Source organism: Pseudoxanthomonas japonensis (assembly GCF_010093445.1).
GTDB lineage: Bacteria > Pseudomonadota > Gammaproteobacteria > Xanthomonadales > Xanthomonadaceae > Pseudoxanthomonas_A > Pseudoxanthomonas_A japonensis.
Genome location: NZ_PDWW01000012.1, coordinates 1 through 21,796, shown reverse-complemented (window position 1 = coordinate 21,796; position 21,796 = coordinate 1). Strand labels below are relative to the sequence as shown.

Here is a 21,796-nt window from a genome sequence, read left to right as displayed (position 1 = left end):
CAGGTCCTGCCTGGCGACGAGACGCGCGCTTCAGCCCTCGCCGGTACCCCACGGCGCTGGCGGCAGTTCAACCGGCGTGCCCAGGTCGAACTCCACCCGGAACAGCCTTCCGTTCGGCCGGCTGAGTTCGTAAACGAAGGTCTTCGCCGGCACCATTTCCATTGCCCAGGTGTTGGTCACCGAGGCCGACAGGCCCTCGCGCTGGAACATCGCCACCGATTCGGCGTCCACCGGGAACGCCTGGCGCTGCGGCGTTCCCGCCACCGCCGTGTCGCCGCCGTACATCGTCACCGGATCCGGGCTGCCGTCTTCATGTCGATGGTCGTGCTTGAGCCGCAAACCATTCTCCGTGCGCGTCAGCACCCAGGTGCGCGAATGATCGTCGCCGACATGGAAGGGCACGCGGATCTCCTCGGTCGGCGCGTCGCAGCCACGCACGTGCATGACCAGCGTCTTGCCTTCGAACGGGTCGGGCGTTGTCGATGCCGGCTGGTTCGCGGTGATGCGGCCGGAGTAGGCCTTGCCGCAATGCTCGGCCAGTGACGCGAGGAACGCGTCCGCCGGCAGCGGCGCCTCCCTGCCATGCGCCGAGGCCGCTGCGCCCAGGGCCAGCAACGCGTATCCACCCATCATCCACACGGTCCGCTTCATTCATTTTCCCCACGCTGATGCAATGCTGCTTTATACCGCGGAATGCAGGCACGTCACAGGCGCGAATGATGAGGGCGCATGCGGTCGCGATGCGCGCATGACGACATCATGTTCAGTTTGCGCATGGCAGCGTCGGCACATCCATGTTGCAGGGGATTGACCGACTCATGACATTCTTGCGACCGCACGCGCCATCGCGGGCAAGGAGCCGCGCAACGATGCGGGAGGGCTGAACGATGTCCCTCTGGCTTGTTCCGTGCTCGCTGCTGCTCGCCTGCCTGCTGGTGGCGTCGCCCCGCTGGCGCCGCGTCAAGGCGGCCGTGTTCTGTGCATGGCTGCTGTCGCTCGCGCTGTGGTGGCTGGTGGATCGCCTGAGTGGCGATGGCATCAATGCCGCCACGCTCTACCACCTGCAGACCGGCCTGAAGGGCGCGGGCATCGCCGAGTTCCGCAACGTGATCGCGGTGTTCTCCGTGTTCTCCCTGCTCGCCCTGGCCTCGCTGCTGCTGCTTCGCGTGCGCCGCTTCCGGATGCACCGGCACGGCGGGTGGCTGTCGGCGGCATTCGCCTTCACCTTCGTCGCAGCGGTCGTGGGCAGTCCGCTCTTCGCCGATGGACTGCGGCTCTACCGGGCCACGCTGCCGACCAACGTCACCGCCGTGTCCGCCGAATACGCCATCCCGCACGTCCCCGTGGAGCGGGCACGCAACATCGTCTGGATCTACGGCGAGAGCCTCGAGCGCACGTACCTGGACCAGCAGGTCTTTCCGGACCTGATGCCGCATCTGTCGCGCCTGGCGGGACAGGCCGCCGACTTCCGCGGCATCGCGTCGCCGGAAGGCAGCGGCTGGACCATCGCCGGCCTGGTGTCGTCGATGTGCGGCGTGCCGTTGACGACCGCGCGCGGCGACGAGAACGCGATGGGCCGCATGGGCCGCTTCCTGCCCGGCGCGTACTGCCTGGGCGACTACCTGAAACAGCAGGGCTACCGCCTGCATTTCAGCGGCGGCGCGGATGCTTCGTTCGCCGCGAAGGGCAGCTTCCTCGCCAGCCACGGCTTCGACCGGATCAAGGAACGCGGCTACTACGAGCAGGCGGGTGTGGCGCGCGAGCACTTCTCGGACTGGGGCATTCACGACGATGTCCTGCTCGATGACGTGTTCGAGGACTTCCTGACCCTGTCGGCGCGCGGCACGCCCTTCATGCTGACCACGCTGACGATGGATACGCACCACCCCGCCGGCCACCTGCCGGTGTCGTGCAAGGGTGAGCGCTACGAGAGCCGTCATGGCGACGTCGGCCTGCTCAACGCACTCAAGTGCACCGACCGCCTGATTTCCTCGCTGGTCGACAGGATCCGTAACAGCCCGTATGCGCAGGACACCCTCATCGTGATCGCTTCGGACCACCTGGCCATGCCGAACGATCTCAGTGGCGTGCTGGCGGACATGCCGCGCGAGAACCTGTTGCTGATGCTGGCGCCCGACCTGCCCGCGGGCCAGATCGATCGTGGCGGCAGCACGCTCGACACTGGCGCGACGGTCCTGCAGATGCTGCATCCGCAGCTGACCGCGCTGGGCTTCGGTCGTTCGCTGCTGGCGGATCCGCCCAGGGATGGTGCGAGCCTCGCCGCCCGCGAGGGCGATGCGTCCGGGTATCGTCCCTACCTGGGCTACGCACGCCAGCTGTGGATGGGGCGCGACACGGGCACGCTGCGCATGGACGGCGACCACGTGGTGGTGGGCGACCAGCAGATCCGCCCGCCGGTGATGCTGGAGTACGACAAGACCTGGAACATCAGCTCGATCGTGCTGGAGGACGCGCCGCGCCAGTTCATGCGCGATCCCGACAACGTGCTGGCCTATGTCGACCGCTGCACGGCGTTCGAGGATGCGCTGCCGCTGGGCGAATGGTGCGCGCTGCTGGTGGACCGCAACAACGACCTGAAGCTGTACGCCGATGCCGACCTCGCGCGCGGCGTGAAGATCGATACGCCGCTGGAAGCCAGCAACGAACCGCGTCCACGCCCTCGCCGGCCGTTGACCCTGAGCATCGAATCGCGACGGATGCTGGCCGGGCAGTACCAGGTGCGGTTGCGCCCGCAGCGGTTGCCCAGTCATCCGTTCTGGCTGGAAGCCGTGTCCGCGGATGGCAAGGTGATCCATGCGCGCGAATGGGTGAACGTGGCGCCGGGCGCCGGCGACCAGATCCGCCTGCCGATGTGGCTGGACACCGCCGTGGACGACCTGGTGATCCGCGCGTGGCTGGACTACACCGAGGAGATGCCGCTGGAGGGCATCGCCATGACCCGCGTTTCGGGCCGTCCGCGTTCCTGATGGCCTGATGGCAACGACCGCGCCGTGCAAGGCGGCGCGGCGGCCTGGCGTTACTCCGCGGCGGGCTTGGACGCGCTGGGCTTGGCGTCCGCCTTCGGTGCGTCGCTCTTGGGTACCGACGAGGTGTCGCCGGCAGGCTTCGCCTCACCCGACGGCTTGGCGCCCTCACCGCCGTCGGCGAGGTTGCGCTTCTTGTCGCCGTCCTTCTTGAAGTCGGTCTCGTACCAGCCGCTGCCGGCCAGGCGGAACGACGGCGCGGTCAGCTGCCGCTTGACCGCATGGGCGCTGCACGCCGGGCAGGTATCGGGATCCGGATCGGACAGCTTCTGCAGACGGTCGAAACTGTGGCCGCACTGGGTGCATTCGAAGGCATAGATGGGCATGGCGTCAGGCTCGAGGGTATTCCGGGGCGATCACGTGGGGGTCGGCGGCCGCAGGTTCAAGGGACGGTGCGGCGCCGTCCTGTTCGATCGGCGGCAGTGCGTCGCTCAGCGGGTCGACGTCGAACGGCGTGCGGAACACCAGTGACGGCAACAGCGTGCTGAGGCTGGCGTAGAGCAGCAAGCCACCGAACAGGGCGTCGTCGATGGCGAAGCGGTCGCGCAGGATCGCGGCCAGCACCAGGGTAAAGATCAGCGTCGGCGACAGAGCCAGCGCCACGCGCAGGCTGCTGCGCATGTCCTCGCCGAACAGCACGCGGCGCTGCACCCAGACCACGGCGATGCGCAGCGGCAGCACCACGGCGGTGATCAGCAGACCGATGCCCAGTGCCGTCCAGCTCAGCGCGCTGGCCGGCACCTTGGTGCCCGCGTAGAAGAAATAGAACGGCACGAAGAACGTCGCGAACAGGCGCACGGCGTGCAGGTTCTCGTCCGAGGCCAGCGCCGGCATGCGCTGCCGCAGCAGGCGCGCGACCAGCCCGGCGATGAACGCACCGACCAGGTAGTACACGCCCAGCTTGTAGGTCGCGAAGGCCGCGATCAGGCCCACCATCACCAGCAGCGAGAACTCCGAGCCCGGCGCCTGCGGCGCGACCCAGCGGCCGAGCGCGACGAACAGCAGCGGCAGCCCGACCAGCAACGCCAGCAGCGCCATCGACGACAGCGCCATGTGCGCCGGATCGCCAGCCTGCAGGATCAGGAACAGCGCCGCCAGCGCCAGCAGCTCACCGGCGATCGCCTTGTTGGTGACCCAGAAGCGCTCCGCTTCGTCCAGCCCCAGCCTTCCCAGGGTGTCGATGATGAAACCGGTCGAAGGCGTCAGCAGCGCCAACGCCAGCAGGGCGGCCGCCTGCCAGGACAGTCCGGCGTACCGCCATGCCAGCCAGGCGACCCCGGCCAGCGTGGCGCTGCGGATCACCAGATGGGCGAGCAACGGCCACAGCCCACGGCGCAGCGCATGCAGATCGACTTCCAGCCCCGCGAACAGGAACAGCGAGGAGATGCCCAGCGTGGCGAGCAGCGCGATCACCGGATCGTGTGTGCGGTCGCCCAGCCACAGCATGGCCGCGATGCCGAAGACCAGGCAGGTCAGCGGCGCAGGCACCCTGAAGCGCTGCAGGGCGCGCGGCACCACCAGCAGGCCGAAAATCAGCAGCAGATAGACGAGTTCCTGGCTCATGGCGATCTCAGGGAGTAGTGCAGATCATTCGTACAACGCCGACCAGTCCGCTTCGGCCTTCGCGAGCTGCTGCTGCAGTGCTTCGCGGTCCCGGCCCAGCCGTGCGGCGAGGTCGGCATCGGCGTAGCTGTCCGGGTCGGCGAGCTGCGCGTCGAGATCGGCCAGCTTGCCTTCCAGTTCGGCGACCTTGGCTTCCGCGGCGGCCAGCTTCACCGGATTGACCTTGCGCGCAGGGGCCGGCGCGGTCTTCGGTGCCGGCGCTGGTTCGGCGCGCAACGGCTTGCTGCCCTGCGCGGAGGCGCGCGTGCGCAGCCAGGCGGCGTATTCATCGAGGTCGCCGGCGAACGGTTCGACCTTGCCGTCGGCCACGCGCCAGAACGTGTCGCACACCAGGCCGATCAGGTGGCGGTCGTGCGACACCATGACGATGGCACCGTCGAAGTCGCTGAGCGCTTCGGCCAGCGCTTCGCGCATCTCGAGGTCGAGGTGGTTGGTGGGCTCGTCGAGCAGCAGCACGTTCGGCTGCTGCCAGGCGATCAGCGCCAGCGCCAGGCGCGCACGCTCGCCGCCTGAGAAGCCGTCGACCGGCTCGAACGCGCGGTCGCCGGGGAAGTTCCACTTGCCCAGGAAATCACGGAACGACTGGTTGCTCGCGTCCGGCGACAGGTCGCGGAAGTGATCCATCGGCGACTGGCCTTCGTGCAGCGACTCCACCGTGTGCTGCGCGAAGTAGCCGATGCGCAGGTCCGGGTGCGCCATGCGATCACCGGCCAGCACCGGCAGTTCGCCCACCAGCGTCTTCACCAGCGTGGTCTTGCCGGCGCCGTTGGGGCCGAGCAGGCCGATGCGCTGGCCGGCTTCGAGTCCGAAACCGACGTCGTGCAGGATCACCGCATCGGGGCCATAGCCGGCTTCGACATGGTTCAACCGGATCAGCGAGAACGGCAGCTTGGCCGGTTCGGCGAATTCGATGCGGAACTCGCGCTCGGCGCGCACCGCTTCGGTGCCGGCCAGCTTGGCCAGGCGCTTCATGCGGCTCTGCGCCTGCGCCGCCTTCGAGGCCTTGGCCTTGAAGCGGTCGATGAAGCTCTGCAGGTGCGCGCGTTCGGCCTGCTCCTTCTCGTGCGCGATCTGCTGCTGGCGCAGCTGTTCGGCGCGCTGGCGCTCGAAGTCGGTGTAGCCGCCGGTGTAGAGCTTGGCACCGCCGCCGTGCAGGTGCAGCGTGTGCGTGGCGACGTTGTCGAGGAACTCGCGGTCGTGCGAGATCAGCAGCAGCGTGCCGGGGTACTTCAGCAGCCACTGTTCCAGCCAGAGCACCGCGTCCATGTCGAGGTGGTTGGTGGGTTCGTCGAGCAGCAGCAGGTCGCTGGGCATCATCAGCGCGCGCGCCAGGTTCAGGCGCACGCGCCAGCCGCCGGAGAACGACGACACCGCGCGGTGGTGCGTGTCGGCAGGGAAGCCCAGGCCGTGCAGCAGCTTGCCCGCGCGCGCTTCGGCGTCGTAGGCGCCGAGTTCGGCCATCTTCTGGTGCGCGTTGGCGACCGCTTCCCAGTCCTCGCGCGCGCTGGCATCGGCTTCGGCCTGCAGCACCGCCGCGACCTCGGTATCGCCGCCGAGCACGAACATCAGCGCCGGATCGGGCAGCGACGGGGTTTCCTGCGCCACGCTGGCGATGCGCACCTTGCCGGGCAGGTCCAGGTCGCCCTTGTCGGCTTCCAGTTCGCCCTGCACGGCGGCGAACAGGCTGGACTTGCCCGCGCCGTTGCGGCCGACCACGCCCACGCGATAGCCGGCATGCAGGGTCAGGTCGACGTTGGACAGCAGCAGGCGCTCGCCGCGGCGGAGCGCGAAATTACGAAGGGCGATCAAGAAACAACCTAAGGGGATTTGGGGAGAAACGGCCGCGTAGTTTATCGATAGCGCACCCGCTCACACTTGTTAACAAAGCATTGACACGCCCTTCCCGCCCCTGTAACCAGAACAGGTAGCACCTAAGTCCATGGTTTCAAAGGAAACTTTGCAAGCCCTGATCCACTTGAAGTCGTACTTCGCTGTCCTTCCCGGAGCTTCCCCCATGACCCGTACGCTGTCCCCCCTGACCCTCGCCATCAGCCTGGCCCTGGTCGCCCCCGCCACGTTCGCGCAGGAGTCGGCCCCCGCCGAGGCCCGCACGCTCGATACCCTGATCGTCACCGGCACCCGCGTCTCCGACCGTACGGTGGCCGAATCGCAGTCGCCCATCGACATCATCACGCCGGAAGTCCTGCAGTCGACCGGCACCACCGAGCTGGCCACGGCGCTGGCCCGCGCGCTGCCCTCGCTGAATTTCCCGCGTCCCGCCGTCACCGACGGCACCAGCGGCGTGCGCCCGGCGCAGCTGCGCGGCCTGTCGCCCGACCAGGTGCTGATCCTGGTCAACGGCAAGCGCCGCCACATCTCGGCGCTGGTCAACGTCAACGGCAGCATCGGCCGCGGCTCGTCGGCGGTGGACCTCAACGCGATCCCGGTGTCGGCCATCGAGCGCGTGGAAGTGCTGCGCGACGGCGCATCCGCGCAGTACGGTTCCGACGCCATCGCCGGCGTGGTCAACATCGTGCTCAAGGGCGCCGGCAAGGGCGGCAGCCTGGCGGTCGACGTGGGCGGCTACTCCGCCGGTGACGGCGGCAATACACAACTCTCCGGCGATACCGGCGTGTCGTTCGGCGACGGCCGCGGCTTCGTCCATGTCGCCGGGCAGCTGACCCAGCAGGACGAAACCAACCGCGCCGGCCCGTACCAGGGCACGGCACCGAACACCGGTAACAATCCCGCGGTGGGCCAGGTCGCCTTCGTCTACGGCGATCCCCAGGTCGATGCCGGCGCCGTCTCGGCCAATGCCGGTTTCGACTTCAGCGACAACGTCAGCGCGTACGCCACCGCGATCGCCAGCAATCGCGACATCGTGTCCTTCGCCTTCTATCGCTCGCGCAACCACAGCAGCCAGGGCGCGCTGCTGGCCCAGGTCTACCCGGACGGCTACGTGCCCGAGATCAACCAGCTGTCGCAGGACCGTTCGCTGGTCGCAGGCATCAAGGGCGACACCGAGAGCGGCTGGAAGTGGGACGTCAGCTACAACTACGGCTACAACCACCTCAAGTTCTACACCCAGAACAGCATCAACTACAGCCTGGGTACGAGCAGCCCGCGACGCTTTTACGACGGCGCGCTGGAGTACACCCAGAACGTGTTGAATGCCGACGTCAGCAAGCCACTGGAGATCGGACTGGCCTATCCGGCGACACTGTCGTTCGGCGCGGAATACCGGCAGGAGAAGTGGAACCAGTCGCCGGGCGAACTGAATTCGTACACCGGCGGGGGCGCTCAGGGCTTCGGCGGCTTTACCGCCGAGAACGCTGTGCATTCGGATCGCGACAACTACGCGGCCTACGTGGCCTTGGAAGCCGACGTCACCGATAGATTCTCCGCCGGCATCGCAGGGCGCTACGAGGATTACTCCGACTTTGGCGATGCGGTCACTGGGAAGCTGTCGGCACGCTATGCCTTCACGGACACGCTGGCCGTTCGCGCCACTGCGTCCACCGGCTTTCGCGCGCCTTCGCTGGCCCAGCAGAATTACCAGGTCATCACCAGCTCGGTGGATAGCAGTGGCGTGTTCACGCAGCGCGGCACCTTCCCGGCGACCAGCGCCGCGGCCGCCGCGCTCGGTGCCGAGGCGTTGACGCAGGAAGAATCCACGTCCTACAGCCTTGGCCTGGTTCTGCAACCCAGCGAACGGTTGTACGTGACGGTAGACGCCTATCAGATCAAGATCGACGATCGCATAGTGCTGTCCTCGCCGCTGAACATCGACCCGACCGCCGCAGCCAACGCCGGCAGTCCGTCCAGGCTCGCCGCGGCTAATGCAGCGCAGGCACTGCTTGCAGGCCTAGGCATCAACGGCGTGACGTCGTTCAACTACTTCACCAATGCCGTCGATACCCGTACCCGCGGTGTAGATGTGGTCGCCAGCTACACCGTTCCCTTTGCCGCTAGTTCGCTGGAGCTGACCGCGAGTTACGGCTACAGCGAGACCGAGATCACCTCGATCGCCGCCGACCCAGCCGCATGGGCCACTTTTGCCGCGCTGTCGCCCTCGCGCATAGGCCGTGATGAGATCGGCCGCATCGAGGAGGGGTATCCCAAGGACAAGGCCATTCTCGGTGCCACCTGGAAAACTGGGCATTGGGCCTTCGCACTGGCTGCCACGCGCTATGGCAGCTTCACCAACCGCCCCTCCAGCGGCGCCGCCAACGACCAGACCTTCGACGACCAATGGATCCTCGATGCCTCGGCCAGCTACAAGCCAACCACGCAGTGGACATTGACCCTTGGCGCGGACAATCTGCTGGACTCGTATCCGGACCGCAGCATCTTCGCCAACTCGACCTCCGGCATGCTCCCCTACAGCAATTATTCGCCAGCCGGCTTCAACGGCGCGTATGTCTACGGGCGCATCGCCTACAAGTGGTGATGGGCGTCATCGCCTGATCCATCCGGAACGCCCCGCCCCGCGCGGGGCGTTTCCGTTTGCGCGCAGCGAGGTGCGCACGAGCGCGCGTGCACCCGCGGTCAGTTTTCGTTTGCCGCAGGGCGCTCGCATCGGCGACACTCGACCCCTATGCCGAGGAACACTGCCGATCGATGCATCATGACACCGACCTGATCAACATCATCGCGGTGGGCCTTGCCCTGGCCTTCGTGCTGGGCGCGGTCGCCCACAAGCTGCGGTTCTCGCCGCTGGTCGGTTATCTGGTTGCAGGCATCTTCGTCGGCCCGTTTACGCCCGGCTTCGTCGCCGACCAGGAACTCGCCACCCAGCTGTCCGAACTCGGCGTGATGCTGCTGATGTTCGGCGTGGGCCTGCATTTCTCGCTGGAAGACCTGCTGGAAGTGAAGGCGATCGCCATTCCCGGCGCCATCGTGCAGATCGCGGTCGCCACCGGCCTGGGCTGGGCACTGGCCTGGGGCATGGGTTGGACGCCGCTCAACGGTTTCGTGTTCGGCCTGGCGCTGTCGGTGGCCAGCACAGTGGTGCTGCTGCGTGCGATGGAAGAGCGTCGCCTGCTGGAGACCACGCGCGGGCGCATCGCGGTGGGCTGGCTGATCGTGGAAGACCTGGTGATGGTGCTGGCGCTGGTGATGCTGCCGGTGCTGGCGTCCACGTTCGGCCCGGACAACGGCGGCGAGCCGGCGACGTTCGGCCGCTTCGTGGTGGAGATCGCCTGGACCTTCATCAAGCTGGGCGCCTTCGTCGCCTTCATGCTGCTGGTCGGACGCCGCGTCATCCCGTGGACGCTGGAGAAGATCGCCGCCACCGGTTCGCGCGAGCTGTTCACCCTGTCGGTGCTGGCCATCGCGCTGGGCGTGGCGTTCGGCTCGGCGATGATGTTCGGCGTGTCGTTCGCGCTGGGCGCGTTCTTCGCCGGCATGCTGCTCAACGAATCCGAGCTGAGCCACAAGGCCGCCAACGATTCGCTGCCGCTGCGCGACGCGTTCGCGGTGCTGTTCTTCGTGTCGGTGGGCATGCTGTTCAATCCCGCCATCCTGGTCGCGCATCCGTGGCAGGTGCTGGCCACGTTCGGCATCATCGTGCTGGGCAAGTCGGTGGCGGCGTACTACATCGTCAAGGCGTTCAAGCACCCGACCGGCACGGCGCTGACGATCTCCGTCAGCCTGGCGCAGATCGGCGAGTTCTCCTTCATCCTGGCCGCGCTCGGCGTGGCGCTGAAGATCCTGCCGCCGGAAGGACGCGACCTGATCCTGGCCGGCTCGCTGCTGTCGATCATCGCCAATCCATTCCTGTTCACCTGGCTGGACCGCTGGCAGAAGAAGCAGGAAGCCCTGGCGCCCGTGCCGGCCGAGCCGGACGTACCGCCCGGCCCGTCGCTGGACGTCACCGACCACGCCATCATCATCGGCTACGGCCGGGTGGGCAGCGAACTGGCGCGCGTGCTGCGCGACCGCGGCGTGCCGCTCATCGTGATCGACGACAACGGCGACCATGTGGCTCGCGCGCACGACGCCGGCATTCCGGCCATCCGCGGCAGCGCGGCGGCCGACCGCGTGCTCGCGGAGGCCCATCCGGAGCGCGCCAAGATCGCCGTGCTGGCCATCCCGCAACCGCTCGAAGCCGGCGAGACGCTCGCGAAGCTGCGCGCGCTCAATCCCTCGCTGACCCTGCTGGCGCGCGCGCACAGCGAGGGCGAAGTGAAGCACCTGCTGGAACACGGCGCCGACGGCGCGGTGCTGGCCGAACGCGAGCTGGCGTTCTCGCTGGCGGAAATGGTGATGTCCACGCCTCCGTACCGCCGGCAACGCGCGACGGTCTGAGCCCGGGCTCAGTCGCGCGCGGCCTGCGCTTCGGCCGCCACGTCCGCCAGCACCTCGGCCAGCGGGCGCGGGGCGCCATAGAGGTAACCCTGCACGCGATGCACGCCGAGGCGCCGCAGGCAGAACTCGGTGTCCTCGTCCTCGACGAACTCGGCCACGGTGGTCGCGCCGAAGGCCTTGGCCACCGCGACCGAGGCCTGCACGACGGCATAGTCCTTGCCGAGCTGGGCGACGTTGCGCACGAACGAGCCGTCGATCTTGATCACGTCCACGGGCAGCTCGCGCAGGCGCGCGAAGCTCTGCATGCCGGTACCGAAGTCGTCGATGGCGATGTGGCAGCCCAGCGCGCGCAGGTCGGTGAGCAGGTGGCTGGCGGCCGCCGTGTTGGAGATGGCAGCGGTCTCGGTGACCTCGAAGCACAGCGCGCTCATCGGCAGCGGCGACCCGGCCAGCAGCGTGCGCAGTTCGACCTGGAAGCTCATCGACGCCAGGCTCTGGCCGGTGAGGTTGATCGCGATCTCGCGGCAGTAGGGCAACGCCTCGGGCGACTTCCTCAGCAGCCGGAACAAGGCGCGCATGACCGCCAGGTCGAGCTCGGCGCCGCGCCCCGCCGCCTCGAGCGGCGCCATGAAGCGCGCGGGCGACATGATGTCGCCCCGCTCGTCCAGCAGGCGGCAGAGCACCTCGCCGGACAGCATGCGGGGTTCGCCGCTGGCCCCCATGTCGGCAGTGAGGTCGCGGATCGGCTGGAAGTACAAGGCCACGCGCTCGCTGCGCAGGCTGGCCAGGGCCTCGGTGGCGTCGTGCAACTGGCGACGGTGGGTGCGGCGTACCTGCGTATCGCCGACCTCGCTGTAGCGCGGCCGCAGCTCGCCGTGCTGGCGGGCTTCGAACGCCAGGTGCGACGCCGCCAGCACGGCCCCGTCGATCACGCTGGGATGCGTGCCATTGAACGCGGCCACCCCCAGATAGGGCAGCAGGCGGATCGGTTCGCCACCGACATCGATCTCGGCGTGCTCCACCCGCGCCATCACCCGCTCCCACAGGTCGGCGTCGCGCCCCGGGCGCGGCAGCAGCGCGAACTGGCCGGTGCCCACGTAATAGGTCTCGACCAGGTCGTCCAGGCGGCGCGCCGTCGCGTTCATGGCCTGCGCCTGCGTGTCCAGGCCGAAGCCGGCGACCAGCGTGTCGGTCTGGTCGAGCAGCAGATAGCCCAGTTCGGCGCGCGGCATCGGGCGGCCCGTGCGCTCCCGCAAGGCCTTGAGGTTCGGCAGCCCCGTCACCTGGTCGCGCAGCGTCTCTTCCGACAACTGTTCGGCCAGCGCGGACCGGTCGCGGTTGGTCAGCCACAGGTAGAGCATCGCCAGCAGCAGGATGTTCATCTCCAACGCGATGTGCAGCAGGTTGAAGAAGCCCACGGGCGTGTTGGCGTACTCGGCCGTGCCGGCCACCATGCCGACCAGCAGCAGCAGGGTCAGCGCCAGCGACAGCATGGCCCAGCGCGGCGGCAGCCTCAGCATGCACCACGCCAGCACGACCAGCACCGCGAACCGGTAATCCATCAGCACAGGCCCGGACAACAGCGTGGTGAAGCCATTGAACGCGTGGCGCACCTGCACGCCCGCCCACAGGCTGACCGCCAGCCCCACGCCCAGCGCCACCGGCCACAGCCAGTGCGTCCCGGCGCCGGACCGCGGCGCCCGCTCGCTGCGCTCCAGCCAGCCGATCACCAGCGGCAGGGTCACGACCACCACGCCGAACTGCTTGGCGAAGAACATCTGGAAGGCCGCGCTCAACGCGTCCGCCGGCGACGACAGCAGCACGATGCTGAGCCCCAGCAACGCCATCACCAGCGGGAACAGCAGCAGGCCGATCGCCGCGAACCGCACCAGGTCGCTGCGCTGCATGCGCGCGCCCGCATGGCGCGGCCAGCCCATCCAGCGCACGCACGCCAGGGTCCAGGCGAACTGCAGCAGATACGTCACGGCACCCCATCCCAGCATCCAGGTGGGTTGCCCGTTGTCGAACAGGTAAAGCTGGCGGAGCGTCCAGCCGACGAACGTCAGCGCGAAGCAGCCCGCCACGACGCGGCGGTCGCGGACCAGCATGGCGATGGCGAGCAGCATGCCGGTGTGCAGGTGGATCAACGAGGCGTCGGCGATCTCGCCGAAGAAATCGATGCGGTAGCGGATCGGCACCTGCTGGAGCAGCAGGCACAGGCCACCGAGCACGAGCACCTGCATGCTCGCGCCCAGGCCACGCACCGGTTGCCCTGCATGATCGGCCATCGGTCCGTCCTTGCCCCTTTGCACCCTCCGCCAGCGCGGAGACGATACGACGCGGCCCCCTACGTCAGGCCGCCCCATAACGTACTACCACGCGATGGCGGACGAAAGCAGGACACGCCGCGCCGACCGCCGGTCAGCGCGTGACGTCGAAGACCAGCTGCCCGCCCTCCGCACGCACGCGTACCGTATCGCCCGCACCGAATGCGCCCGACAGGATCTTCTGCGCCAGCGGATTCTCCAGCTGGGCCTGGATCGCGCGCTTCAGCGGACGCGCGCCGTACACCGGGTCGAAGCCGGTGTTGCCCAGCAGCATCAGCGCTGAATCATCCAGCTCCAGCACGATCTGCCGCTCGGCCAGGCGCTTGGCCAGGTAACGCGTCTGGATGCGGGCGATCTCGCGGATCTGGGCCTTGTCCAGTGGATGGAACACGACGATGTCGTCCAGCCGGTTGATGAACTCCGGGCGGAAGTGCGCCTGCACCACGCCCATCACCGCGGCCTTCATCTGCGTGTAGCGCTCCGGACTGTCGGCCGCGCCATCACCGTCGGACATGTCCTGGATCAGGCTGGACCCGAGGTTGGACGTCATCACGATGACCGTATTGCGGAAGTCCACCGTGCGCCCCTGGCCGTCGGTCAGGCGACCGTCGTCCAACACCTGCAGCAGGATGTTGAACACGTCCGGGTGTGCCTTCTCCACCTCGTCCAGCAGGATCACGCTGTACGGGCGGCGGCGCACCGCCTCGGTCAGGTAACCGCCCTCCTCGTAGCCGACATAGCCCGGAGGCGCGCCGACCAGCCGGCTGACCGCGTGCTTCTCCATGAACTCGCTCATGTCGATGCGGATCATGGCGTCGCTGCTGTCGAACAGGAATTCGGCCAGCGCCTTACACAGCTCGGTCTTGCCGACGCCGGTCGGGCCGAGGAACAGGAACGAGCCGCTCGGACGGTCGGGATCGGAAATGCCGGCGCGCGAACGACGGACCGCGTCGGACACCACCTTGATCGCCTCTTCCTGGCCGATGACGCGACCACGCAGCGACCGCTCCATCTGCAGCAGCTTCTCGCGCTCGCCCTCCAGCATCTTGCTGACCGGGATGCCGGTCCAGCGGCTGACGACCTCGGCGATCTCCTCGTCGGTGACCTTGTCCTGCAACAGGCGGAAACCCTTCTGCTCGGCTTCCTGCGCGGCGGACAGCTGCTTCTCCAGTTCCGGCAGCTGGCCGTACTGCAGCTCGCTCATGCGCGCGTAGTCCTGCTTGCGCTGCGCGGCTTCCAGTTCCAGCTTCACCCGCTCGATCTGCTCCTTGATCTTCGTCGCGCCGGTCAGCGTGGCCTTCTCGGCCTTCCAGATCTCTTCCAGATCGTTGAACTCGCGCTGCAGCGCTTCGATCTCGGTCTCGAGATCGGCCAGGCGCTGCTTCGACTGCGCGTCCTTTTCCTTCTTCAGTGCCTCGCGCTGGATCTTCAGCTGGATCAGCCGACGCTCCATGCGGTCCATCTCTTCCGGCTTGGAGTCGATCTCCATGCGGATGCGGCTGGCGGCCTCGTCCATCAGGTCGATGGCCTTGTCGGGCAGCTGGCGGTCGGCGATGTAGCGGTGGCTCAGCTGCGCGGCGGCGACGATGGCGGGGTCGGTGATCTCGACGCCATGGTGCACGGCGTACTTTTCCTTGAGCCCGCGCAGGATGGCGATGGTGTCCTCGACGCTGGGCTCGCCCACGAACACCTTCTGGAAGCGACGCTCCAGCGCGGCATCCTTCTCGACGTATTTGCGGTACTCGTCCAGCGTGGTCGCGCCGATGCAGTGCAGTTCGCCACGCGCGAGCGCCGGCTTCAGCATGTTGCCGGCGTCCATCGAGCCTTCGGCCTTGCCCGCGCCGACCATGGTGTGAAGTTCGTCGATGAAGAGGATGATCTGGCCCTCGTTCTTCGCCAGATCGTTCAGCACGCCCTTCAGGCGCTCCTCGAACTCGCCACGGAACTTGGCGCCGGCGATCAGCGCGCCCATGTCCAGCGACAGCACGCGCTTGCCGCGCAGGCCTTCCGGCACTTCGCCGTTGACGATGCGCTGGGCGAGGCCCTCGACGATGGCGGTCTTGCCGACGCCGGGCTCGCCGATCAGCACCGGGTTGTTCTTGGTGCGGCGCTGCAGGACCTGGATGGTGCGGCGGATTTCCTCGTCGCGGCCGATCACCGGGTCGAGCTTGCCGCTTTCGGCGCGCGCGGTCAGGTCGATGGTGTACTTCTCCAGCGCCTGGCGCTGGTCCTCGGCATTCTCGGACTGCACCTTCTCGCCGCCGCGCAGGCGGTCGATGGCGGCACGCAGCTTCTGCTTGTCGGCGCCACTGGCCTTCAGTTCCTGGCCGGCGGCGCCGCTGTCGTCCAGCGCGGCCAGCAGGAACCACTCGCTGGCGATATAGGTGTCGCCCGCGTCCTGCGCCAGCTTGTCGGTGACGTTGAGCAGGCGCGACAGGTCGTTGCCGATGGACAGGTTGCCGGCCTGGCCGGTGACCTTGGGCAGCTTGTCCAGCGCCTCCGTCAATCGTTCACGCAGCACGGGCACGTTGACGCCGGCCTGCGCCAGCAATGGCCGCGAGCTGCCGCCCTGCTGCTCGAGCAGCGCGGCCAGCACGTGGACGGGTTCGATCATGGTGTGGTCGCGGCCCACGGCCAGCGATTGCGCGTCGGCCAGCGCATGCTGGAAACGCGAGGTCAGTTTGTCCATCCGCATCGGGAGAACCTCAAGGGAGTCAGGGGCCGGCGAACCCGGCCGATGCTACCCAGATGCGGTTAAGCGCCGGTGTTTCAAGAGCTGTTGAGACCCGGATTCACGCAGGGTGGGCCTTGGCCCACCATCCGCGCATGTACCGGAGACGGCGGGCCAAGGCCCGCCCTACGGCTTCTTCTGCAGGGACAACAAACCCAGCAACACCGCCAGCGCGGCATACGCCCCGGCGAACTGCCACAGGATGGTCGCGCGCAGCCCCTCCTCATCCCACGGCAGGTAGATGCCGCCGCGCGGATCGACCGAGTGGATGACGCCGAACAGCGTCAGCACCGCACCGACCAGCAGCGCGCCGACGGCACGTCCATTGCGTCCGTCGATCATCGCCACCAGCGCGGTGGTCCAGATCATCGCGGTGATGATGAAGCCGTTGCCCAGGGTGACGATGGTGGCCAGGTCCGGCAGGCCGTGGCCGTCGACGCCTTCGTACAGGCCGGCGAAACGGTCGGGGGCGATCCACGCCGGATTGCCGAACTTGATCGTCAGCAGATAGGCGACCGACGGCAGGAAGCCGAGCGCCACGGCGATGGCGTGCTTGCGCGGCGTTTCGGTGAACGCCTGCACGGTGATGTCCAGGCCGACGTAGACGATGATCGGCGCCAGCACCGCGACCGGCAGCCACTGCACCAGGCCCGACACGTAGCCGAGCACACCACCGAGGCCGATGAAAATGCCCGTCAGCAGCGTGTAACCCTTGCGCGCGCCCATGTGCTTGTAGGCGGGCTGGCCGATGTAGGGCGTGGTCTGCGCGACGCCGCCGCAGAAACCGGCGACCAGGGTGGACACCGCTTCGGCCAGCAGCACGTCGCGCGTGCGGTAGTCGTCGCCGGCTGCGCGTGCGCTCTCGCTGACATTGATGCCGCCGACCACCATCAGCAGGCCGAACGGCAGCAGCAGCGGCAGGTAGGGCACGGTGTAGGCCAGGCCGTCCAGCCAGCCCAGTGTGGGCAGCGGCAGCGTCACCGCCAGCGGCACCGCATCCGGCACCTTGAAGCCGGGCGCGCCGAGGCCCGACAGGCCGAGCGCGTAGTACAGCGCGGTGCCGACGATGAAGGCCAGCAGCACGCCGGGGATCTTCACCGGCAGCTTGCCCTTCGCCACCAGCACGTACAGCAGCAGGCCGAAGGTCACGAAGCCGACGATGGGCTGGCGCAGCGTTTCGATCAGCGGCAGGAAGCCGAGCAGCGTCAGCGCCGCGCCGCCGATGGAGCCGAGCAGGCCGGCGCGCGGCACCGCCCGCGTGACCGCATCGCCGAAGAACGACAGCACCAGCTTCAGCACGCCCATCACCACCAGCGACGCCATGCCGAGCTGCCACGTCGCGGTGGCCGCGGCCTGTTCGTCCATGCCGGCCTGCTTGAAGCCGATGAACGCCGGACCCAGCACCAGCAGCGCCATGCCGATGCTGGTGGGCGCATCGAGCCCCAGCGGCATCGCGGTGACGTCGTCGCGGCCGGTCTTCGCCGCCAGCCGGTGCGCCATCCACGTGTAGATCAGGTTGCCGACCAGCACCCCCAGCGCGGTGCCGGGGAACATGCGGGTGAACACCACCTCGGCCGGGAACTGGAAGATGCCGATCAGCGCGGCGGCAATGAAGCCGAGGATGGACAGGTTGTCCACCACCAGGCCGAAGAAACCGTTGAGGTCGCCGGGGACGAACCAGCGGCGCACGGGAGAAGCCGATGCGGTCATAGGGGGGAGGAAAAAGAAGGGGAAAAGACGGAACTGGAGTGAAACAGGATAAGCCCCCTCCCCCGTTTACGGGGGAGGGTTGGGGTGGGGGCGACGGAGCCGATCACGCTGTCCGCAGGACGCAGCATCGCGGGTTGCGTCCCATGCATCCGGCGCGGCTGATCCACACTGACCATCAACGCGCATGCGCTCGCCCCCATCCCGCCCTTCCCCCGCCAGCGGAGGAAGGAGCAGCTCGCTTCAGAACGACACGTCCACGGCGTGCCGCGACCACAGCACCGACTGGTGCCCGGTGGCTTGCTTCCATGCCAGGCGGATCGCCTCGATGTCGGCACGGCGTTGCGGGGTGTCCTCGTGCAGCACCACCAGCACCTTGGTCTTCAGGCGGTTCGGCTCCTTCGCGCCGCGGAACAGCCACTGGCCGTAGGCGTCGAACACCGTGAGGCCATCCGGGAAGCGCGAGGTCACCTCCTTGTCGAGGAACGCGCGCCAGGTCGCGTCGGTGATCGGCTCCGCCTGCGGGCGGTCTGCAGGACCGGTCTCCTCGCCCACGCCGAAATACAGCTCGCTGCGCACCCAACCGGTGGCGCTGGCCGGACGCAGGGCGTCGCCTTCCAGCGCGGCGGTGGTCGCCGACGGCGTGGCCTGCGGCGGGGCGGATGCGCACCCGGCGAGGGCGAGAAGGACGAGCAGCCAGACGGCACGATGCGACATGGGAAACCTCACGGGGGACGGGCAGCATGCGTTACCGGCGTCGGGTTGCCTTATGACCGGAGAGCATAAGGAGATGGGAAGCGGCGATGACAGGCAGGCTGCAGGGGCGGTTAATATATCGCTTCATCGCAATAAAGCGATAGACTTTGTCCGTTCTTCCTGTCCTGCGAGCCCCCCATGCCCCACGCTGTTCTTGCTCCCCTGGCCGCCGCCATCACCCTGGCGCTTGCCCTGCCCGCCTTCGCCCAGACCGCGCCCGCCGGCGCGACCGACCTGGATGCCGTCATCGTCACCGGTACCCGCGCGAGCGATCGCACGGCGCTGGAATCCACCTCGCCGATCGACGTGCTGACGGCCGAGGACATCCGCAAGGCCGGCGTGCTCAACGGTGAACTGGGCAGCGCGCTGCAGGCGCTGTTGCCGTCGCTGAACTTCCCGCGCCAGTCCAACTCCGGCGGTGCCGACCACATCCGCGCCGCCCAGCTGCGCGGCCTCAGCCCCAACCAGGTACTGGTGCTGGTCAACGGCAAGCGCCGCCACAGCAGCGCGCTGGTCAACACCGACAGCAAGATCGGCAAGGGCAACACGCCGGTGGACTTCAACGCCATTCCGGTCAGCGCGATCAAGCGCATCGAGGTGCTGCGCGACGGCGCCGGCGCCCAGTACGGCTCCGATGCGGTGGCCGGGGTGATCAACGTGATCCTCAACGACGCGCCGGAAGGCGGTGCGTTCGAAGCCAGCTATGGCGCGCACCACACCGACGTCGAGCCGATCGGCCGGACCGTCACCGACGGGCAGAGCGGCTTCTTCAGCGCGCAGGTGGGCGACCGCATCGGCCAGGACGGCTTCTTCCGGCTGGGCCTGGAGTACAAGCAGCGCGACGCGACCAACCGCGCCGGCTTCGACCAGATCCCGTTCTTCGAGGAACAGACGCCGGACAACCTGGCCCTGGCCGGCCAGCGCAACTACGTGCTCGGCGACGGCAGCTCGAAGGCCATCAACGCCTGGCTCAACGCGGCGGTGCCGCTGGGCGACGCGGCGGAGTTCTACGCGTTCGGCACGTATCACCAGAGCGATACCGAAGGCGCCAACTACTTCCGCTACCCCGATGGCGTGGCGAACTGGAAGCAGGTCTATCCGAACGGCTATCGCCCGATCTCCGAAGGCGAGAACCTCGACGTGGCCGGCGTGGCCGGTGTGCGCGGCCAGTGGGGCGAATGGGACTACGACGCCAGCCTCAATCACGGCCGCAACGAGTTCACCTACCGCCTGCGCAACTCGCTCAATGCCTCGCTCGGCCCGACCAGCCCGACGCGCTTCAAGACCGGCGATTACCAGGGCACGCAGACGCTGGCGAACCTCGATCTGAGCCGCGTGTTCGGCGCGCATACGTTCGCCACCGGTATCGAATTCCGCCACGAGACCTTCGAGACCGGCGCCGGCGATCCGGCTTCGTACGCCGCCGGGCCGTTCACCGACCGACCGACCGGCTCGCAGGCCGGCGGCGGGCTGACGCCGCAGGACACCGCCGACCTGGACCGCGATGTGTCCAGCGTCTACGCCAGTCTCAGCAGCCAGTGGGGCGAGAAGTTCACCACTGACCTCGCCGCGCGCTACGAGCACTACGACGACTTCGGCGGCGAACTGACCGGCAAGGTCGCCGCGCGCTACGAATTCGCGCCGGCGTTCGCGCTGCGCGGTTCGGTGTCCAACAACTTCCGCGCCCCGTCGCTGAGCCAGATCGGCTTCGAGTCGACGTCGACCGGCTACGACGCGTCCGGCCAGCTGACCCAGGGCCGCCTGCTGTCGGTCAACAATCCCATCGCGCGGGCGTTGGGCGCGCAGGACCTGGACCCGGAAAAGACGCTGAACCTCAGCCTCGGCTTCACCAGCCGCATCGGTGAGCACTTCGACGTGTCGCTGGACGTGTTCCGCATCGACATCGATGACCGCGTGGCGATCACCGAACGCATCAGCGGCGACGCGCTGACCGATTTCGTGCTGGACAACTTCGGCGTGCCGGGCGTGCAGAGCGCCAACTTCTTCATCAACGCCGCCGACACCCGCACCGAGGGCGCCGAGCTGGTCGCCAACTGGCGCCAGCCACTCGGCGACGGCAACCTGCTGCTGACCGGCGCCTACAGTTATGCGAAGACCGAGCTGAAGAACATCGCCACCACGCCGGCCGAACTGCTCGCCATCGATCCGGACTACGTGCTGTTCGGCGTGGAGGAAAGCAACACCCTGACCGATGCGGCACCGCGCACGCGCGGCATCTTCACCGCCAGCTGGGACAGCACGGCCTGGTCGCTGCTGGGACGCGTCACCCGCCACGGCAGCGCCAAGCGCGTGTTCAACTTCGGCGGCGGCTTCGAGCCGGAGCAGACCTATGGCGCCGAGTGGCAGCTGGACGCTGAAGTGGAGTACCGCTTCTCGCCGAAGTGGAGCGTGGCGCTCGGCGGCCTCAACCTGACCGACGAATATCCGGACCTGTCGAGCGCGGACATCTCGTACTTCGGCAACCTGCCCTATGACGTGCTGTCGCCCATCGGCAGCAACGGCGCGTACTACTACACCCGGCTGCGCTACACGTTCTGATCGACCCGACCGTCATCCCGGCCCGCGCCGGGATGACGGAGTAGCGTGCGCCATGCGCACGACAGCGGCATCCATACACCGCGCATCGTGCGGACTGTGCACGCTACAGGAAGCGCGCGCGTTGCTCGTCCGTCGGCACGTGGCAGGCCGTGGTGCCGAACAGGCGATAGCGGTTGCGCGCGATCCAGCGGTACAGCGGATCACGCACGGCACGTGGCACCCACGCGATAACGCCGGCAAGCCGCCACATGCCACCCAACCCGGTCAGCACGCGACCGATCGCATCGTTGTCGGTCCATGCGTTGTCGCCATCGACGAGCAGGAACGAGGCCGGATCGTCGGGGTCCAGACCGTGCGTCGCCAGCAGCGCGCGTCCCGACGCCGACTGCATGGCGGCGAAGCGATAGCGTCCGGCACGGTCGTGCTTGAGCAGAAACCGCACCCAGCCGTTGCACAGCACGCAGATGCCATCGAAGACGATGACCGGCACTCGCGGACTGGACGAATCCCTTGTCGTCACGCAACCTCTCCATCAGACAGGATGATTCCCCTCTCCCCGCGTGCGGGGAGAGGGTGCCAACGGCGGGTGAGGGGCGAACGGAGCCTGCCCCCCCTCGCGCCACCGCACAGGCGCAACGCGCGATGCACTGACGCCCCCCCCCCCCCGTCGACAACAAGAAACGCCCCCCATCCGCACCTTGCACCCACTCTCCTTTTATACATCCCTCGACCACGCGAAA

General features: G+C 68.0%; 13 protein-coding genes. 4 read left to right on the top strand and 9 right to left on the bottom strand.

Going from position 1 to position 21,796, the window contains the following annotated elements; genetic code table 11:
• Positions 1-30 precede the first annotated feature (30 nt).
• The gene (locus tag CSC78_RS09875) at positions 31-633 is read right to left on the bottom strand and encodes a hypothetical protein (protein WP_379608818.1); all 603 of its coding nucleotides are present in this window, start codon (positions 631-633) and stop codon (positions 31-33) included.
• A 254-nt stretch (positions 634-887) separates the two neighbouring features.
• Here CSC78_RS09875 and CSC78_RS09870 point away from each other — a divergent pair, with 254 nt between their 5' ends.
• Positions 888-2,987 carry a phosphoglycerol transferase I gene (locus CSC78_RS09870; protein WP_162337744.1) on the top strand — a complete coding sequence of 700 codons (2,100 nt, stop codon included), beginning with the start codon at positions 888-890 and terminating at the stop codon, positions 2,985-2,987.
• A gap of 50 nt (positions 2,988-3,037) precedes the next feature.
• Here CSC78_RS09870 and CSC78_RS09865 read toward each other — a convergent pair whose 3' ends face one another.
• The 3 genes from CSC78_RS09865 to CSC78_RS09855 are packed head-to-tail and all read right to left on the bottom strand — an operon-like array spanning position 3,038 to position 6,476.
• Entirely contained in the window at positions 3,038-3,370 is a 333-nt protein-coding gene (locus CSC78_RS09865; protein WP_162337743.1) for an FmdB family zinc ribbon protein, read from the bottom strand.
• Between the two features lie 4 nt (positions 3,371-3,374).
• Positions 3,375-4,607 (bottom strand): cation:proton antiporter, encoded by a 1,233-nt coding sequence (locus CSC78_RS09860; RefSeq protein WP_162337742.1) that lies wholly within the window; start codon positions 4,605-4,607, stop codon positions 3,375-3,377.
• 24 nt (positions 4,608-4,631) lie between these two features.
• Positions 4,632-6,476: an ABC-F family ATP-binding cassette domain-containing protein gene (locus CSC78_RS09855; RefSeq protein WP_162337741.1), complete on the bottom strand. Its 1,845-nt coding sequence runs from the start codon at positions 6,474-6,476 to the stop codon at positions 4,632-4,634.
• 205 nt (positions 6,477-6,681) lie between these two features.
• Here CSC78_RS09855 and CSC78_RS09850 point away from each other — a divergent pair, with 205 nt between their 5' ends.
• Entirely contained in the window at positions 6,682-9,117 is a 2,436-nt protein-coding gene (locus tag CSC78_RS09850) for a TonB-dependent receptor plug domain-containing protein (protein ID WP_162337740.1), read from the top strand.
• Positions 9,118-9,287: 170 nt separating this feature from the next.
• Positions 9,288-10,976 (top strand): YbaL family putative K(+) efflux transporter, encoded by a 1,689-nt coding sequence (gene ybaL, locus CSC78_RS09845; protein WP_162337739.1) that lies wholly within the window; start codon positions 9,288-9,290, stop codon positions 10,974-10,976.
• Positions 10,977-10,984: 8 nt separating this feature from the next.
• On the opposite strand, the gene CSC78_RS09840 is transcribed toward ybaL, so the two are convergent.
• The 4 genes from CSC78_RS09840 to CSC78_RS09825 form a co-directional block, all read right to left on the bottom strand.
• Positions 10,985-13,264, bottom strand: coding sequence for an EAL domain-containing protein (locus tag CSC78_RS09840; protein ID WP_162337738.1), 2,280 nt, complete (start codon positions 13,262-13,264; stop codon positions 10,985-10,987).
• Between the two features lie 133 nt (positions 13,265-13,397).
• On the bottom strand, positions 13,398-15,998 hold the full coding sequence (gene clpB, locus CSC78_RS09835) for an ATP-dependent chaperone ClpB (RefSeq protein ID WP_162337737.1): 2,601 nt from the start codon (positions 15,996-15,998) through the stop codon (positions 13,398-13,400).
• 162 nt (positions 15,999-16,160) lie between these two features.
• Positions 16,161-17,744, bottom strand: a complete 1,584-nt coding sequence (locus CSC78_RS09830) for a SulP family inorganic anion transporter (RefSeq protein ID WP_162337736.1) — start codon at positions 17,742-17,744, stop codon at positions 16,161-16,163.
• 240 nt (positions 17,745-17,984) lie between these two features.
• Positions 17,985-18,458, bottom strand: coding sequence for a DUF3574 domain-containing protein (locus CSC78_RS09825; protein WP_162337735.1), 474 nt, complete (start codon positions 18,456-18,458; stop codon positions 17,985-17,987).
• A 177-nt stretch (positions 18,459-18,635) separates the two neighbouring features.
• Here CSC78_RS09825 and CSC78_RS09820 point away from each other — a divergent pair, with 177 nt between their 5' ends.
• Positions 18,636-21,056, top strand: coding sequence for a TonB-dependent receptor plug domain-containing protein (locus CSC78_RS09820; protein ID WP_162337734.1), 2,421 nt, complete (start codon positions 18,636-18,638; stop codon positions 21,054-21,056).
• A 103-nt stretch (positions 21,057-21,159) separates the two neighbouring features.
• On the opposite strand, the gene CSC78_RS09815 is transcribed toward CSC78_RS09820, so the two are convergent.
• Positions 21,160-21,576: a thiol-disulfide oxidoreductase DCC family protein gene (locus CSC78_RS09815; RefSeq protein ID WP_162337733.1), complete on the bottom strand. Its 417-nt coding sequence runs from the start codon at positions 21,574-21,576 to the stop codon at positions 21,160-21,162.
• Between the last annotated feature and the right edge of the window lie 220 nt (positions 21,577-21,796).